Origin of the sequence: Gemmata algarum, assembly GCF_034097035.1 — a bacterium.
Classification (GTDB): Bacteria; Planctomycetota; Planctomycetia; order Gemmatales; family Gemmataceae; genus Gemmata; species Gemmata algarum.
This window is the reverse complement of record NZ_JAXBLV010000013.1, coordinates 34,109-50,607: the sequence shown is the minus strand read 5'-3', so window position 1 is coordinate 50,607 and position 16,499 is coordinate 34,109. Positions and strand designations below refer to the sequence as shown.

The following is a 16,499-nucleotide window of genomic DNA, read 5'->3' as shown; positions in this document are numbered from 1 at the left end:
AACACGAAACACCAACGCCGATGGCAAACCTTCGTGTACTCGTGAAGCGCCGCAAGGCCGTGCGGAACATCCGCAAGATCACGAAGACGATGGAACTGATCGCGACCGCCCGGTTCAAGAAGGCGCTCGACCGCGCCACCGAAGCGGAAGCGTACACCCGCAAGATCGCGGAGCTGGCCGCCGACCTCAGCAAGAACGCGGGCGACGTGACGCACCCGCTGCTAGCAACTCGACCGGTCAAGAAGACGGTGGTGCTGGTCATCACCGCCAACCGCGGGCTGTGCGGCGGGTACAACGGCAGCGTGCTCCGCGAGGCGCTCCCACTCACCCGCCAACTGACCGCCAACAACGCCCCGTTCGACCTTGAAGTGTCGGGCAAGCGGGGCATCGCGTTCTTCAAGTTCCAGGGCGTGCCGCGGACCCGCGAGTACACCAACTTCGAAGACAAGCCGAGCTTCGCCGAGGTGGACACGGTCGCCAGCCGGTACGTTGACCTCTTCATCTCGGGCCAGATCGACGAGGTGAAGGTCGTTTACACCCGGTTCATCAGCGCAGCGAAGCAGCAAGCCGTTGTCGAAACGCTGCTGCCGCTGTCGTCGGTCGGCGTTGAGACACGAAAGAGCGCCCCGGCGGTAACCGAGGGAGCGGCCGGCGGGGCGGACGCGAAGGTCGAATACGAGTTCATCCCGAACGCCGCCGAGATCCTCGAAGAACTGGTTCCGGCCGCCCTGAAAGTGCGGCTGTTCAAGATGTTCCTCGACGCCGCGGTGAGCGAGCAGATCGCCCGCCGGATCGCGATGAAGGCCGCGACCGAGAACGCCGGCGACCTCATCAAGGACATCACCCGGCTCTACAACCGCACCCGCCAGGCGAACATCACGAAAGAGATCTCGGAGCTGATCGCGGGTTCGGAAGCGTTGAAGTGATCAAGGCTCCGGTTCACACACGGCAGCAAACCCTATGAGCGCCGCGAACAAGCCCGAGCGACGGAAGTTGACGTTTGCCACGCTTGACGAAGCCATCGCGGACGCCGAAAACCTGCTCGCAAAGGGATACGACAAAGTCGGCAACTGGGATCTGGCGCAGGTGTGCTTCCACCTCGCCGAGTGGCTCCGCTACCCGGTCGAGGGGTTCCCGCGAACGCCGCCGCTGCTCCGCCCGGTACTGTGGCTGATGCGCAACACGGTCGCAGGCCCCGCACTGCGGGCGGCGCTGGAAAAGGGCGAGATGCCCGCCGGCCAGCCGACGCTCACCCAATCGGTCACCGCGCCGGGCGGTGACCCGAGCGAAGCGGTCGCGAAATTGAAAGAGGCGGTCGAACGGTTCAAGGCGTTTCCGGGTCCGTACCGCCCGTCGCCGCTGTTGGGCGTGCTCGACCACGAGACCGGACACAAGGTGCAACGCCTTCACTGCGCGCACCACCTAAGTTTCTTGATTCCACAAGCGTAGCGCGGGCTCACTCGCCCTCCCGAAGAGAGAGAACATGGTCACCACCGCGACGAATAACAAGCTCGGCAAGATCGTGCAAATCATCGGCTCCACGTTCGACGTGGAGTTCGAGGAAGGCCACCTGCCCGCCATCTACAACGCGCTGACGATCACCACGAAGTCCGCCAGCGGCACCGAGATCAGCCTGACCGGCGAGGTCCAGCAGCACCTCGGCGGCAGCCGCGTCCGCTGTGTCGCGCTGGGCAGCACCGACGGCCTCGTCCGCGGCATGGACTGCACCGACACCGGGGCGCCGGTGTCGGTGCCGGTGGGTCTGGGCACGCTGGGCCGCGTGTTCAACCTGCTCGGCCAACCGATCGACGGCGGCGGCGCAGTTCAAACCACCGAAAAGCGGGCCATCCACCGCGAGCCGCCGAAGTTCGACGAGCTGTCCCCGAAGGCCGAGGTGCTCGTCACGGGCATCAAGGTTATCGACCTCCTCACCCCGCTGGCGCGTGGCGGTAAGGCCGGCCTGTTCGGCGGTGCCGGTCTGGGCAAGACGGTTATTCTTACCGAGCTGATCAACCGCATCGCGAAGGTCTATAAGGGCTACTCGGTGTTCGCCGGGGTGGGCGAGCGGACCCGCGAAGGGAACGACCTCTGGCTCGAAATGCAGGAAACGAAGACCGACGCCAGCGCGGACGCCAAGAGCGTTCTCGAGAGCTGTGCGATGGTGTTCGGCCAGATGAACGAGCCGCCGGGCGCCCGCCTGCGGGTCGCGCTGTCGGCCCTGACGATGGCCGAGTGGTTCCGCGACGTGACCGGGACCGAAACGCTGCTCTTCGTGGACAACATCTTCCGCTTCTCGCAGGCGGGTTCCGAAGTGTCCGCGCTCCTCGGCCGTATGCCGAGCGCCGTGGGTTACCAGCCGACGCTCGCCACCGAAATGGGTGAACTCCAGGAGCGCATCACCACGACCAAAAACGGGGCCATCACGTCGGTTCAAGCCGTGTACGTGCCGGCCGACGACCCCACCGACCCGGCCCCCGCGAACACGTTCCAGCACCTGGACGCGTTCATCTACCTCGAGCGGTCGATCTCCGAAAAGGGCATCTACCCCGCCATCGACCCGCTGGCGTCGAACAGCCGTCTGCTCGACCCGCAGTTCGTCGGCGAGCGTCACTTCGCGGTGGCGGACCGCGTGAAGCGGATCTTGCAGCGGTACCGCGAACTGCAAGACATCATCGCCATCCTCGGCGTCGAAGAACTGAGCGAAGAGGACAAGAAGGTTGTGGAGCGGGCGCGCCGCATCGAGCGGTTCCTGAGCCAGCCGTTCTATGTGGCGGAGCCGTTCACCGGGAAGTCCGGCAACTTCACCACCCTCGAAGACACGATCCGCAGCTTCGAGGAACTGTGCGACGGCAAGTGGGACCACATCCCCGAGAGCGCGTTCCTCTACGTGGGCAAGATCGACGAAGTAGGCGCCGCGAAGTAAGTGGGTCGGAGTCACAGGGCGAGGAGCGGTTCGTTCGCTCCCGCCGCTTGTGAGTTCCGCACCCCTCACCCCTCACTCCCCCACTGTGCTCTCATGGCCGAACCGACTTCGCGCAACCTCAAGGTGGTTGTCGTTACGCCCGAGAAGGCCGTACTCGACGACACCGCAGACATGGTCATCCTGCCGATGATCGACGGAGAGCTGGGTGTACAGCCGAGCCGCTCGCCGCTCATCGGGCGGCTCGGAGCGGGCGAGCTGCGTCTCGTCACTGGCTCCACAACGAAGCGTTTCTTCGTTGAAGCCGGCTTCGTCCAGGTCCGGCTGAACGTGGTCACCGTGCTGACCGCCAGTGCGAAGGCCGCAGCGGCGATCACCGCCGAAATGGTAACGGCCGCCGCGAACGAGGCCGCCGCTCTGCCGAGTTCCACCGCGATCGAACGGGCAAACAAGGCAAAAGCCCTCGACCGCGCCGCCGGACTCAAGAAAGTGGCAGGCAAGACCACATCCGCCTGATACTGCCGCAGCAGTAACACACGCGAAGCGACCGCCATCGGTCGCTTCGCGTTTTTCATTCCCAGAATTCGTTCCATCTCGTTCCGAATGCCTTCTTCAGGCGCTCAAGGTACTCATAGGTCTTCACCTTCACCATCCACACGTCCTCACCGCCCGGCCCTCCCTTACACACAACGCCCTCCGCCAAACCGTACTTCCCTTCACGAACCGCTTCGAGGAACGTGCCGGTCAACTTCCCCTCATAAACGACGCGAGGCGTCGGCAGGTGACCGAAGTCGGTCACGAATGTCTTCGGTACAGCAAACCCGTATCCCTCCGCCCAAACGTCGAACAGGACGAGCCGTTTCGGATCGTCGGGCTTGTGTGCGCCTGCAAACGAGTTCGGCCCCAGAAACTCGGTGAACACCTTCACTGTGATAAAGGAGGCGTAGTTCGGGTGCTCCCGCAAAAGTGTGTCGAGCGGTTCGGCGAGTGTGTTGATGAACGCCGGCGCGGCCTCTTCCAGTCCCGGGTGCGCGAGGTTGAATGCGGCGATGCCGTCGGGTGTCAGGTTGAACTCGTCGCGACGTGTGCCGAAGGCGTGCCAGCCGAAGTCGCGTTCCCAGCACCAATGCAGGTTGGTGCCGTCGAGTTTCTCGAACGCGACACACCGATCATTCGGGGCCGCTGCGCTGCCGGGAATTTTCGGGTAGTGCAACATGGTGCCCAGGAGACACTCTGGCACCACGAAGGGTTCAACTTCCTTCGCTACGTTCGCACGTTTACCCACGTTCCACGTGGAACATTTTACAATCGGCAAATGCACGAACCCCGCGGCACGAGCCACGGGGTTCGGAGTTGACGGCGTTAACTTCTCTTCCTGTGGCGCGGAGCGCTCACGGCACCGCCGACCGGTCCGCCCCCCGGACGGTCCAGGAACCACGATCGGCGGGGTTGTTCCAGACCTGGACCGTCCGGGGGGCGGACCGGTCGGAAGCGGTGCTGGAACAGCGCTCCCCGCGCGGGGTGTGAAGGCAGAAGCTCGGCTGACGCAACATCAGCCTGTCGCAGAGCGACGAGCTAAACGCCATCAACTTTTCACAGTTGTACCCGAAGCCAGTGCGAGCGCCCATGTCGGAAAGTACGCGCGATACAGATCGTAATCGAGCATCGCCGTTCCGAAGAACACCCCGTTGACGGCCTCGCGCGGGTACGAGCCGTCGGCCCGCTGGCGTGACACGAGCCACGCGGCCCCCTTTTGCACGGCCGGGTGCCCGGCCCCGACGGTCTCGCACAACGCTACAATCGCCCAACTCGTCATCGTGGCCTGCGACTCGGGGTGCTCGACGTACTCCTGCCGAAGACAACCGTGGTAGTCCTCCCCCCAGCCGCCGTCTCGCTTTTGGGTAGCGAGGAGCCAGCCCGCGGTCCGCTGAAGTGCCCGGTGGGAGGGCGCGTACCCAGCGGCCCGCAGCCCGCGCACCGCGTGGAACGTTCCGTAGGTGAGGTACACCCCCCACGCCCCGGGGAACGCGCCGTCCGGGCGCTGCCGGCTCAAGAGGAAGCGGGCGCCGCGGTTCATCGCCCGGCTGATCCGCCCGGCCGCGTGGTGCGGGATCGCTTTCCGGAACCGTCCGAGCGCCACCAAGCACGACCCCGTGCATTCGATGTATGACTGGTCCGTCATGCAGCGGGTGAACATCTCCGACGGGTTCATCCGTTCGAGCCAGCGCGGGCTGCGAGCGCGTTCGTAGGAGCCGAACCCGCCGTCCCGGTTCTGGCGCGTCAGTATGAACTCGGCGGCCTGGATCAGCCGGGCGTCCGGGATGCGTTCCTCGGGCGCCGTGCCTTGCGCGGGCGCACTCAGAACGGCCGCGAGCGCTTCCGCGGTGCAGTCGCTCACCGGCCACGCGTGCCCCCCGTCGCCAAGGCACCAGCCGCCGCGGGCGGTGTCCGGAAACGACGGATCGCGCCCCGCGACCGACTTCGACATCTGGTGCGCGGCCAGGAACCGGTAGCCTCGATGGACCGCGTCCCGGTTCGCGGAGGCCACCGCCGGGTTCGCCAGTAGCGCCTCAAGCGCGAACCCCGTGTCCCAGGTGCGTGTGCGGCCCCCGGAGTACCGCAGCCCGCGCTCGGGGTCGTCGAAACGATAGAACTCGAACCCGCTGACGCACTTGGCGATCACCTCGCGGTCCGCGCCGCGTGCGAACAGCGCGAGCACGTTGAGCGTGCCGTTCACCGGCGACAGGGTGAGGTGACCGGTCGCGTCGAGGTCCAGGTCGATCAGGTCCGCGCACCGCTTGAGTGCGGCGCGGCGCAGCCCGGGCAGCGCAACGCGATCGTACCAGCCCATCACACGCTCGGCGGCCCGAATGAGCAGGTTCGGCGGCTCGAAGGCGTCGGTTTCGGCGAGGCGGTAGCGGTACTGGCGGAACGACTCGGGCACCACCAGCGGACCGTACAACTCGCGTTCCAGATCCGCGCGAAGCGGGCCGAGGTCGAACGTCGCGTGCGCGCCCTGGAGCAGCGACATCGCCAGGTACACGTACCGCGTGTGGCAGTAAAAGCGGACCGGATGGACGGGGAACGCTTTGGGCAGCAGCGCGAGTTCGGGGAGCAGCGGGCGCAGCCCGTCGCGGCCGTACAGTCCGAGCAACGTGAGCCAAAACTTCCCCCACGTCGGCGCGGACAACACCCCGCCCGGCTGCGCGTGAAGCCATTCCCGCGCCTTCGCGGTGACGGCGTGCTCCGCACTCACACCGAGGCACCGCGCCGCGACGTACACGAGCGTGGTGACGAAAACCGAACCGGGGTGTTCGGGGTGCAAGCCGAATGCGCCGTTCGGCAGTTGGGAGAACTCGAAGTGGCGGATGATCTTGGCCGCGTCGGCGTCCGAGAAGGGCATCCCGACAACGTGCCGCGTGATCGCGACTTGTGCCGTGACGACCGGGCACCAGATCATCTCGCCTTCCCAACACCCGGCGGGCTGCTGGGTCTCGGTCAGGCGCGCGGCCGCGCGGGCAGTGGGATCGTGCGGCATCAGACGGCATCAGTTTGTAAGAGCCTCGCGGGCGAACCATCCGGCCCAGCTCGCAAATCCGGCAACGGCCCCCGCCGTGTACGCCACCGGTCGGCGTGCGGCGCCGGACACCACTTGGCGCGACGCCGCAACTAGCAGGCGTGCGAACGTCACCCCCAGCGCCGCGCGCCGGGTCTCGCGAACCGCCAGCAGTCGCATCGTGTCGTGCCGCGCGGCGGCCGACGTGCGCCAGGTGTGGTACACCGCCTCGCGTAACTCGGTACTCCCCGCGTCGGCACCAACGAACAGGTCGTAAAGCCCCATCGAGAGCAGTTCTGGCACGCGCCCGCCGGCACGCCGTACGCTCGCGTATTCTTCCACAGAGCCGGCCCCCGACAGCGCCACCGCGTCGAGGAACCCCACCGACATTCCAACGGCGCAGAGGGGGTGGCAGTGGCCCACGGCGTCCCCGACGAGCGCGACGCCCTTTCGGCCGTACTGCCGGCGCCGCATCCACTGGTTCGCCGCAACCGAGGGGGCGGCCTCGCCCAGCGCCCGCGCGCAGGCCTCGCGGAGCGGAACCGGGATGCTGTTTTGGTACGCCGCGAGCAGTTCGGTCGGGTTCCGCACCAACGCCACCCGATCCGCCGGCACGTCGAAACACATGCGGGCCTGCCGCTCGTTCACGCGGAACGCCAGCACCGGCCCCGGCCCGCCCAGGAACACGTTCCCGTACCCATCAAATGGCAGCGAGCGGGCGTCGATGAGTACGCCGAGCATGTACGACACCGGGCGCGAGCCGCCTTCGTACCCAAGTGATTGCCGCACCACCGATTGCCGCCCGTCGGCCCCAACGACCAGCCCCGCCGCGACTTCAACGGTTCGCTTGCGGTCCGCGCTCGTCGTGGTGAGGGTGCCGCGGCTCACGGCCGTGGCCCGGTAGCCGGAAAGCGCGGTTATGCCGGGTGTGCGTTCGACGACTTTCTGAACCGCCTCGATGATGAGGTGGTGCTGGCACCCGATCCCGCGCTCGCCGCCCACGTAGGGGAGTACGATCGGATCGGAGCCTTTGGGGAAGATGGCGAACCCGTGTCCGGCGGCGTGCGGGATGCGGTCTCGCTCGAAATCCACACCGAGGTCGGAGAGTATCCCGGCCCCGGTGGGGTGCAGCCACTCGCCGCCGAGCCGGTGGGACTGCGCGTTCGCATCGATCAGGCACACACGGGCACCGGCCCGGGCGAACGCGAGGGCCGTGACACACCCGACCGGGCCGCCGCCAACGACCGCCACGTCCGCCGTCAGGTGCGAGGGAAAGAGTCCGAGACCGGACGAGCCATGAGGACGCATGAGACCAGCCGTGGTCGCTGTGAGGAGCGCGCCGCGCCTGAGACGGGCGTATGGTTGATATCTTATCGCATCCCGCGCGGCAGACCACAAGACCAAGCCTTCCGCGTCGGGCCATGCCCACAAGCCGGATCGCCCTTGCGACAGCCGTGCGGCCGGCTAAATAGCCCGCCCCCAGAATATGGTTGGTGGAGAGGACGATTCGGCTCCTGTCTTACGTGTCCATTCGGGCCATGAAAACGATAATAATGGTCCCAATCACACCCATCGCAGCCGCACCGCATCCAACGACCGCGCCGCAGATGACCCGGGCTCCGCTGATGTTCCTCGTACCAATCAATTCCATCCACTTCGCGCCGGCCGGGCTTGTCAGAAAGGAGCGAGGGGCGAGCAAGCAGCCCAGCGCGAGGCCGGTGAATAAGTAGAGGAGTGCTGGCAGCAGCGACAGCATCGTCCCGAACAAGGCCCTGAGAGCGGCGTCCGTGACTGTCGTGCCGTGCGCCCAAGCGGCCACACACCCGGCCAGAATTGGAACCCCAAGGCACCCGAACAGAAACGTGCCGAGGGTCACCCTCAGTATCTGCCGGTAGCTCCGGCGGAGCGCCGCCGCGTGACTCGGGTCGGCTTGGTTGATCGCGCCGCTCGCCGCCGCCACGAATTTCTGGGAGCCTTGACCGAACTGGTACAAGAGGCGGATCAGGCGGATCAGGCCGAGGATACTATCCATCCGGATGCCTCCTTCGTCGAACCCGTGACGCACTTGACCGCGGCATCATCACGGATTCACCGTCGTGCGGCAATCACGTTTTGTTCAAAATGGCGTCGATTCAGTCTGCCACCGCCCGGCTGCCCGAGCGCACGCGCGCACCAAGCCACCACGGAAATGCCGAGTAAAGTCGCTACCAAATACGTCTCGCGCATCGTTTTCGCTCGGTGCGGGCGAGTCGGTTTCGCGAGACCAGCCCGCACGGTCTTGCCCAACGAGGGCACCCGGGCGCGGGGCGGTCGCGAGTCAACGGGCGCCGACGTGATCGAGCCGATAACCTTCGCTCGATGCCGTTTGCGTGAAGGCGAGTACGATAGGTGGCGGATTCCCTCACCCTGCACGAGAGGAAAAGCCGTGCGCCTCCCTTCCCGGAACAGCTTCCTCGTCGCCACCGTGGCGGCCGTCGCTCTCACGGCCGGCTGCGGCAAAAAAGCCCCGGCCCCGTCCCGGACCGAGAACGCGGGTGGCGCCGGCGTCACGCCGGCGCCACCCGTCACGCCGGCGGCCGGCGTGACGCCGGCACCCGCAGAGCCGAACGCGGCCCTGTACGGCCCCGAGCTCGGCGAGGCGTTTCTGCCGGCCGACGCCTCGACCGCCCCGTTGCGGCCGCGGAAAACCGACACCGTCTACAAGCTGTCCAACCCCCGCATCGGCACCCCGAAGCCGACCCGGTTCGGCCCGCGGCCCGGCAGCGGGCAGGCCCTCATGCTGGACTGGGAAAAGGTGGCCGACGGTCCCAACGGCGGCATGACGGTCGTCATCCGCTTGGCCACCGGCAAGGACATGCGCGTTCCGATCCAGTCACCCGGCGGGGATCGGGCCGGGACGATCGAGATGGAAGTCGCCTACCGCGGGCCGTGGACCGGGGAGTTGCCGAAGGACGCCGAGTTGTACGTCATTCGGGAGGAGCACGGGTACGGGGTCGCGTTCCGCAAGACGTTCAAGGTGTCCAACTCGGTGATCCTCGGGACGACCAGGTTCCCGATCACGGCCGCCCGGGCGTGGACGGCCGAGGAGACGGCCAAGCTCAGGACCCCGCCGCCCGCGCCCCCAAAGGAGCTGTGGGCCAGCCCCGGCACCGGCGAGGAGACGGAGTTGGCCGGCATCCCGGAGCCGCACAAGTTCAAGCGGTGGACCGTGGACGGCGGCAAGCCAATCGTCGGGTTCGACTACTCGGTCGGCGGGTGGGACGGCGAGAGCTGCCTGGGCGGCCTGTGGCCGCTGTTCGACCGGGACTGGCCGGATCACGGCCAGCAGCGGGTGATGGCCCGGCCGGGGTACGCGGTCGGCGGGCTGACCGTGAAGTCGAACAAGTTCGTGGACGGCATTCGCGTGACGTTCATGAGAGTCAAGCCGGACGGCCGGCTCGACCCGGCGGACAAGTACGAGAGCCCCTGGTGCGGCCCACATGGGAGCGGCAAAAAGGAAACCAAGCTCGGCGGCGACGGCCGAGCGGTGATCGGTCTGATCACTGACAAGGCGGCTGTCCTCCACGCGGTCGGGCTGGTGGTGCAATAGCGGACCGGAGGCGCGAGTGCTTGCACCGGCGCCCCCGACCCGCGCGGCGCCCGCGGCTCGAGGGTAACCGAGCTCGGGCCGGGCGCGAAGGGGTATCGGCGCCACCGAATCGGTCATCAGCCCCTCCCGTCGGCGCGTCGCGGCCCGAGTGTACCGCCGGGCCGTGAGCGAAGCACGTCGTCAAGCGGGCCACGCTCCCGACAGATGCGTCCGACCGGTTACTTACCCTCGCCTTGTTTGAGCACGTGGGTCCGATCGGCTTCCAGGTTCGTCCACGTCTCGGCGCCCGCCGCTTTTCCGGGCCAGCGCACCGTTACCCGATCGGCCGTTGTGAGCGAACCGAGCCCGACCGTCAGCACGAGTTCCGACTGGCTCAGATACCCGCGCCCGCCGGAGATCTGGCGCTGAAGCTTCTGCCCGCCGGCTTCAACGGTTACCTGCGCGCCGATCGCCGACCGGTTCGATTTTGCCCCGTCGCCGCGCAGGTCCAGCCGGACGAAGTGGTTCGCCTTCGGCGCGTCGTTGCGGAGCACGCGGGCCTCACCGCCGTTGGCGGCCAGCACCAGATCCAGGTCGCCGTCGCCGTCGAGGTCCGCGACCGCGCACCCGCGCCCGACCTGGGGTTTGAACAGCGCCGCCCCGGCCCGGTCCGCCCCGACCGGCTCAAAATAGCAGTGCGCGTCCCCCGTGTTCCAGTAGAGCTGGACGGGCTGCGCGTGGGTCTGGGTCGCTTTGATCACGCCGATTTCGGGCTCGATGTGCCCGTTGCACACCAACAGGTCCTGGCGGCCGTCGTTGTCGTAGTCGAAGAACAGGGTGCCGAACTTCAGCGCGGTGCGGCTCGGGCCGATGAGCCCGACGCCTTGCGCCACGTCCGAGAACGCGAGCCGATTGCGGTCCTTCTCCAGGAAGGTGAGCGGTTCGTCCGTGAAGTTGGCCACGACGGCCGCCACGCGCCCCGGGGCGAACTCGGCCCAATCGATACCCATCCCGGCTCGCGCGACACCGTTATCGGCGTAGGCCGCACCGAGCGGGTAGCCCTGCTCCTCAAATTTCCGCGTGCCGTCCGGGTTCGGCACGTTGTGGAAGAAGAAGTTGCGCACCGAATCGTTCGCGACGAGCAGATCGGGCCAGCCGTCGCCGTCGGGGTCGCACAGCACCACGCCGAGCGCCTTCCCGACGGGGCGCACGCGCGCGCTCGCGTCGGTCCCTTCCTTCTCGGTGACCTGCACACCGACCTTCGCGGACACGTCCTCGAACCGCTTGCCGTCCACGTTGCGGTACAGCGCGCACAAGGAGCCGTCGAAGTCGCGGGGTTGCACGAAGGTGCGCCGGCCGCCCTCCAGGGTCGAGTTGATGCTGCGGTCGATGGCGGGCGACCACGTCACGTAGTGGCACACGAACAGGTCGAGCTTGCCGTCGCCGTCGTAATCGACGAAGGTGGCCGACGAGCCGAACGGGATCGGCGGCTTCCACGCCAGGAACTCGTCCCGGCTCACGTTCGGCAGCTCGCCCGCCCCGCCGACGCCCGCCGCGTCGGTCACATCGGCAAACGTCTTCCCGCCCACGTTGCGGAACAGGTGGTGCTTGCCCACGCACGACACGAACACGTCCGCGAACCCGTCGTTGTCGAAATCGCCGACCGCTACGCCCATCCCGTACATCACTTTGTCCAACCCGACCCGCGCGGTCACGTCTTCGAACGCGAACCCGCCCGTGTTACGAAAGAGCCTCAGCGTGGGGGCCGCGGCGGGCGCATCGAACCCGGGCCAGGTGCGGCCGTTCACGAAGAGAATGTCGGGTTTGCCGTCGTTGTCGTAGTCGAAACACGCCACCCCGCCGCCCATCGTTTCGGGCAGCAGCTTGTGCCCCGAGTACCCGGCGTGGTGGCGGAACCGCACGCCGCTCGCGTCCGTTACGTCCGTGAAGGTAATCGCGGGCACGTTCACGGTCGCCGTGCGTGCCCGCGGCGCGTCGGGGGTGATCTGCGTCCGCTCGGCCTTTGGCGCGTTTAGCCAGCGGACGACAAAGAACCCGCCGGTGCCGGTCACGGCAACAGCAATCAGAACTAAAAGGAGATAGGGTCGCTTCATGTGGAGAATTTTCTGAAAGAACGTCTCCCCGCTCCTCACTCGGACGTGAGGAGCGGGGAGACGTTCCGCGGGTTCGCTCATTTCGCCGGCGGCAGTTCGCCGGACTTCACGATTGCGTCACGGTGGGCCGGCGTGGTCGGGTAGATGACGCGATCGCCGGCGGCGTAGTTCGCCGCGGGGTTCTTCGCCCGGTAGATGCGCGTCGCCGTCGAGCGGGCGATCTCGTCGGGCTTGTAGATCGCGTGGGACTCGCGGTGCAGCTTCGCCAGCGCAGCGGCGAGCGCGGCCCGCACCTCGGCGTCGGCCTCGGCGTGGAAGGCGGCCCGCAGTTTTTCGAGCGCTTCGCGCACCGTGGCGAGCTTCGGGGCCGGCAGTTGCGGCACCGCCGCCGCTACATTCGCGCCCGCGGCGACGCGCCGGGGCGCCGGCTGCTTCGGGTCGGTCGAGGCCGCGACCTCGCCCAGCGCCCACCCCGGTGTAACGGTTACCGCCGGTTGCGCCGTCAGTTCGCCGCCGAGTTCGCCGTAAGCGAGCGCGAGCAGGTCGTGCGCGGCCACGTCCTCGGCTTCGAGCGCCAGCACCCGTTCCGCCGCCTTGATCGCGCGGACGAGGTACGCGCGGCGCGCCTCCGACCCCGGCTCCTCGGACGTGCGCCGCTTGAACAGCCAGTTGGCGAGCGTGTTCCAGACGACGTAGTCTTTCGTGAAGTCGAACCCCCGGTCGCGCGGCTGGGCGGCCGGGTCGAGGAGCTTCTCCACGTCCGCGATGACGGCGTCGAAGTGCTCCTTGCGGCTCGCGTTCTGGTTGTTCACCAGCGCGGTGAACCACGCCCGCGACCACGGCGCCGCCGGCGGGTCGCATTTTCCGGCCGCGTCCAGTGCCCGCGCCGCCTCGTCGAACCGCCCTTCCTCGATGTAAACACGGGCCAAGTTCAGATGCCCTTGCGCCACGGCGTCGCCGCCGAGCGTCGTGAGCGTTTTGAACGCCGCCTCGGCCTGCTTGAAGTGCCCCCGCTTCCCTCCCCCTTCGAGCAGGCACGCGATGCCGTAATCGTTCCACCGCTGCCACGCCGGCTTGACCGGCGACGCCTGCTCCGGGGCGCCACCACGGCCCTCAACCGGGAGCGTCACCGCGTCCTCACATAGGTCAACGATCGGGAGCTTCGGCGGCTCCTTCCCGCCGTGAACGAGCTTCATGTACTCGTAGTCGAACTTGCGGTACCGCACCCTCGCGGTCAGCTCGATCGGCCCCGGGACGTTCTCGGGCACGTCGATGCGGTAGTGCATCACCGCCGCGGCGCCCGGCGGGATCTGCTTGTCGTACAGCGGGGTGAAGATGTCCTGCGGGTTGCGGCGGTTGACCCGGTTCCCGTCGCGGTCGAGCATGTGGACGTTGATGTAGTGCGCCCACCGGTCCACCTCGCCGGTCTCGTTCGGCCCCGCCAGCGCGCCGTTGCGAGCGATTTCGACGCCGCCAGCGGTGGCGCGGAAGTCGACCCAGATCTCGTTGGAGTCCACCGTGCCCTGCGAGAAGTGGTGCCCGAGCCCGAGGGTCCGCACCACCACCTCCACCGTGTACGTTTTGCCCGGCTTCAGCGCGGGCAGTTGGGGGCGCAGCGGCGCGACCAGCGCCGCCGGGTCGAGCGCGTTGCCGCCCTTCACGCCGAAGATGTCCACGCGGACCTTTTTGTCGCTCCCGTCCGCCGCCGTGCCGCGCAGGTACTTCGCGTGCATGTCGATGGTCTGCTGGAAGCCGTCCGCGTGTTGCGCGTAGCGCGGCTCCTCTTTCAAAAGCGTGAACAGCCCGGTGTTGGAGCCCGGGAACCGGTGGTTGTGAACCTTCCGGGTGCCCGAGTTGTCGAAGTCCTTCGCGCCGAAGTCCGCGCTGGGCTTCACCGGCATGTGGCACGCGGCACAATTTTCCTTCGCCTGCGGCGGGTAATAGAAGCTCCGCACCCCGCGCCCCGAGACGCCGCTCAGGAGGTACGAGTCGTAGTGGTTCTGCCCGCGCAGGAACTCCTTGTAGTGGTTGAGTTCCACGGGCAACGACACTTTGTGGCAGGTGGAGCAGAACTCCGCCGTCTTGTGGAACGGCTTGAGGAAGGTCTGCTTGTGGAAGTCCGGCTTGGCCTTCACCATCTGGTTGTTGACCCACTGCAACAGCGGGTTGGTGCTCTGCGCGAACGGGTAGTGCGGCGGCTCCTCGATGGTGTACGCGCCGTTGCCGAAGGTGCCGTTCACGTGCGTGATCGCGTGGCACACCGTACACGTGATGCCGGCGTGCGCGGTCCGGTCGTTCACGTCGTCGTAGTTGGGGTCGTCGAACGCCCCGCTCACGAACGGAACGATGTCGTGGCACCCGGCGCACCAGCGCGAGGACTTCACCGTCCCGTCCTTCTCCAGCCCCACCTTGCGCGTCTCGCGGACGCTGAACAGGTACGCCGGGTTGTTGAACGAGCTGAACTTGTGCGCGGAGTGGAAGTGGTCGTTCGCCACGTCCTGGTGACACTTCGCGCAGTAGCTGTCCATCATCAGCACGTCCGCGGAGATGAACTTCCCGTCGGCGGTGCGGGTCATCGACGGCTCGAAGTACTGCGCGCCCTCCTTCGGCCCCTCGCGGAACCACGTGCGCGGGTCCTGGGCGTGCATCACGACCATCACGCCGGTGAACGCCACGGCGGCGCCCCCCCACGCCTTCGCGAGCCGCCACTTGATCGGCGGCCCGGCGCGGCGGTGCGCCACGTAGGCCCACACCGCCCCCGCCGGCAGCGCGATGTGGAGCCAGTACGCCACCGCGCGCGAGGCCGAGCCCGTCGGCAGTTGGGGCAGCCCGTCCAGTTGCACGAGCGCGAACCCGGACACACACACCAGCAGCCCGAGTGCGAAGAGCAGCACCCCGAGCCGCACCGCCACGCGGTTCTCGCGCTTCCGGGCGGTGACCCAGTGGTACGCGCCGAACGCCACGAACGGGAACGTGCCCAGCACCCCCACGGCGATGTGCGCGAGGAACACCCACAAGCCGAACGGGGTAGTATAGCTCTGCGGCGCCCGGACGTAGTTCAACACTGACACCGCGGCGAGGTACACGCCCGTGGCGCCGAGGAACGCGAACGTGCCGAACACGACCAGCAGCAGCACGCGGAGCTTCGGCCCGATCGCGGGCTGGTACGGTCGGAACGGTTTCACCGCCCGCCGTACAACGACGACCGGCGTCTCGGCGGGTGCGGGAGAGGTATCCATCGTGCGAGCCCGTTTGTAGACCTACGCGAGCCAAGGTAACGATACCGCAGAGCGAACCGACGAAGGAGGCCGACCGTGAGCCGCGACTTCATCCCGCGATACTGGGCGGCGGCGTGCCAGACCGACTTCCCGAACCCCGCCGACCGGTCCGCGATCCCACAGCGGGTCGATCACATGCTCGGCATGATCGACCGCGCCGTAGTCGGGTACCGCCCGTTCGGCGACGTGAAGTTACTCGTGTTCCCCGAGTTCGCGCACGCCGCGCCCGTCTACGCGACCGTTGAAGAGCTCGCCGACCGGCTCGCGCTCCCCGTCCCGAACGAGCACACCGACCGCTACCACCGGAAGGCCCGGGAGCTGGGCGTGTACGTCCAGACCGGGAGCTTTCTGGAGGCCGACCCGCGGCACCCCGGCTGCGTGTTCAACACCACCTGCCTCATCGGCCCGGAGGGGCTGCTGTACAAGTACCGCAAGGTCCACGTGTGGCTACCCTGGGAGGTCCACGCCAGCCCGCACGACCTCCCCGGTTACGCCGAGCCCGTGTTCCCGGTCGCGGAGACCGAGATCGGGATTCTGGGGTGCGCCATCTGCTACGACTGGCTGTTCCCGGAAGCCATTCGCGAGCTGGCGCTGCAAGGGGCCGACGTCCTGATCCGCGTCTCGGCGTACATGGACCCGTGGGGGGCGACCGCGCCGATGGACTGGTGGACCGTCGTGAACCGGTGCCGCGCGCTCGAGAACCTCGCGTACGTGGTGGCGGCGAACCAGGGGGCGAGCGCGAGCCACTACCCGCCGTTCTCGTGGCCCGGCGGGAGCATGGTCGTTGACTACGACGGCCGCCTGCTCGCTCAGGCCGATCCCGGCCCGGGCGAGAAGATCGTCGTCGCCCCGATCGACCTCGCGGCCCTGCGCGCCGAGCGCGAGCGGCGCAGCGGGCACCACATGCTGGCCCACCGGCGCACAGAAGCCTACGCCCACGCGCTCCGGCCGGCCTACCCGACGGGCGCCGCCGCGGGCGGGCCGATCACGCTCGCGGGCAACGACGCCCGCACCCGCGAAGCGAAGGAGCGGCTGAAGCGCGGGTAGCCGCCCCCGGCCCGGG

At 67.8% G+C, this 16,499-nt stretch carries 12 protein-coding genes; 6 read left to right on the top strand and 6 right to left on the bottom strand.

Translation table 11 applies throughout. The annotated features are described in order from the left end of the window. Window positions 1–20 precede the first annotated feature (20 nt). The 4 genes from atpG to R5W23_RS02835 all read left to right on the top strand — a co-directional run bounded on the left by atpG (window position 21) and on the right by R5W23_RS02835 (window position 3,436). Window positions 21–926: an ATP synthase F1 subunit gamma gene (gene atpG, locus R5W23_RS02850; protein WP_320685011.1), complete on the top strand. Its 906-nt coding sequence runs from the start codon at window positions 21–23 to the stop codon at window positions 924–926. 34 nt (window positions 927–960) lie between these two features. Beyond that, the gene (locus R5W23_RS02845; protein ID WP_320685010.1) at window positions 961–1,449 is read left to right on the top strand and encodes a DUF1569 domain-containing protein; all 489 of its coding nucleotides are present in this window, start codon (window positions 961–963) and stop codon (window positions 1,447–1,449) included. A gap of 34 nt (window positions 1,450–1,483) precedes the next feature. Next, window positions 1,484–2,923, top strand: coding sequence for a F0F1 ATP synthase subunit beta (gene atpD / locus R5W23_RS02840; RefSeq protein ID WP_261189838.1), 1,440 nt, complete (start codon window positions 1,484–1,486; stop codon window positions 2,921–2,923). A 93-nt stretch (window positions 2,924–3,016) separates the two neighbouring features. Further along, the gene (locus tag R5W23_RS02835; RefSeq protein WP_261189839.1) at window positions 3,017–3,436 is read left to right on the top strand and encodes a FoF1 ATP synthase subunit delta/epsilon; all 420 of its coding nucleotides are present in this window, start codon (window positions 3,017–3,019) and stop codon (window positions 3,434–3,436) included. A 55-nt stretch (window positions 3,437–3,491) separates the two neighbouring features. Here the strand turns inward: R5W23_RS02835 and R5W23_RS02830 are convergent, their stop codons facing one another. From R5W23_RS02830 to R5W23_RS02815, 4 genes are all read right to left on the bottom strand, one after another. Next, complete coding sequence (locus R5W23_RS02830; protein WP_010036459.1) at window positions 3,492–4,163, bottom strand: RNA ligase family protein; 672 nt, start codon at window positions 4,161–4,163, stop codon at window positions 3,492–3,494. Window positions 4,164–4,505: 342 nt separating this feature from the next. Further along, entirely contained in the window at window positions 4,506–6,458 is a 1,953-nt protein-coding gene (locus R5W23_RS02825; RefSeq protein ID WP_320685009.1) for a 2,3-oxidosqualene cyclase, read from the bottom strand. 9 nt (window positions 6,459–6,467) lie between these two features. After that, window positions 6,468–7,784: an FAD-dependent oxidoreductase gene (locus tag R5W23_RS02820; RefSeq protein ID WP_320685008.1), complete on the bottom strand. Its 1,317-nt coding sequence runs from the start codon at window positions 7,782–7,784 to the stop codon at window positions 6,468–6,470. A 211-nt stretch (window positions 7,785–7,995) separates the two neighbouring features. Then, entirely contained in the window at window positions 7,996–8,508 is a 513-nt protein-coding gene (locus R5W23_RS02815) for a hypothetical protein (RefSeq protein ID WP_320685007.1), read from the bottom strand. 393 nt (window positions 8,509–8,901) lie between these two features. On the opposite strand from R5W23_RS02815, the gene R5W23_RS02810 reads away from it, so the two are divergent. Next, a complete protein-coding gene (locus tag R5W23_RS02810; protein WP_261190117.1) occupies window positions 8,902–10,065 on the top strand; it encodes a hypothetical protein in 1,164 nt (387 codons plus the stop codon). Between the two features lie 218 nt (window positions 10,066–10,283). On the opposite strand, the gene R5W23_RS02805 is transcribed toward R5W23_RS02810, so the two are convergent. Beyond that, on the bottom strand, window positions 10,284–12,158 hold the full coding sequence (locus R5W23_RS02805) for a CRTAC1 family protein (protein WP_320685006.1): 1,875 nt from the start codon (window positions 12,156–12,158) through the stop codon (window positions 10,284–10,286). A gap of 77 nt (window positions 12,159–12,235) precedes the next feature. Continuing rightward, window positions 12,236–15,397 carry a multiheme c-type cytochrome gene (locus R5W23_RS02800; protein ID WP_320685005.1) on the bottom strand — a complete coding sequence of 1,054 codons (3,162 nt, stop codon included), beginning with the start codon at window positions 15,395–15,397 and terminating at the stop codon, window positions 12,236–12,238. Between the two features lie 75 nt (window positions 15,398–15,472). Here R5W23_RS02800 and R5W23_RS02795 point away from each other — a divergent pair, with 75 nt between their 5' ends. Continuing rightward, on the top strand, window positions 15,473–16,483 hold the full coding sequence (locus R5W23_RS02795; protein ID WP_320685004.1) for a nitrilase-related carbon-nitrogen hydrolase: 1,011 nt from the start codon (window positions 15,473–15,475) through the stop codon (window positions 16,481–16,483). Window positions 16,484–16,499 lie beyond the last annotated feature (16 nt).